Raw genomic sequence first — 262 nt, forward strand, 5'->3', positions numbered from 1 at the left:
GGTGCCCGAATTTACTTTAACATTGGTTTTATCAATGTTTTTCATAACCTCAAAAATAGAACGGTTGTAGCCATTGGCTGCTACCATTAATTTATCTATGGTTGTTTGCCCTATACCTCGTGGCGGAAAGTTTATAACACGCTTTAAAGCTTCTTCATCTTTAGGGTTAATTATAAGCCTTAAATAGGATAGTACATCTTTAATTTCTTTACGTTGGTAGAATGATAAACCACCGTAAATTCTATATGGAATATCGCGCTTA

General features: G+C 34.4%; 1 protein-coding gene. It reads right to left on the reverse strand.

All coding sequences use genetic code 11. From position 1 onward, the window contains the following. Window positions 1-262: 3'-5' exonuclease (locus FUA24_RS08150; protein WP_317131947.1), on the reverse strand; the 262-nt coding region annotated here is incomplete at both ends.

Source organism: Seonamhaeicola marinus (genome assembly GCF_008085455.1).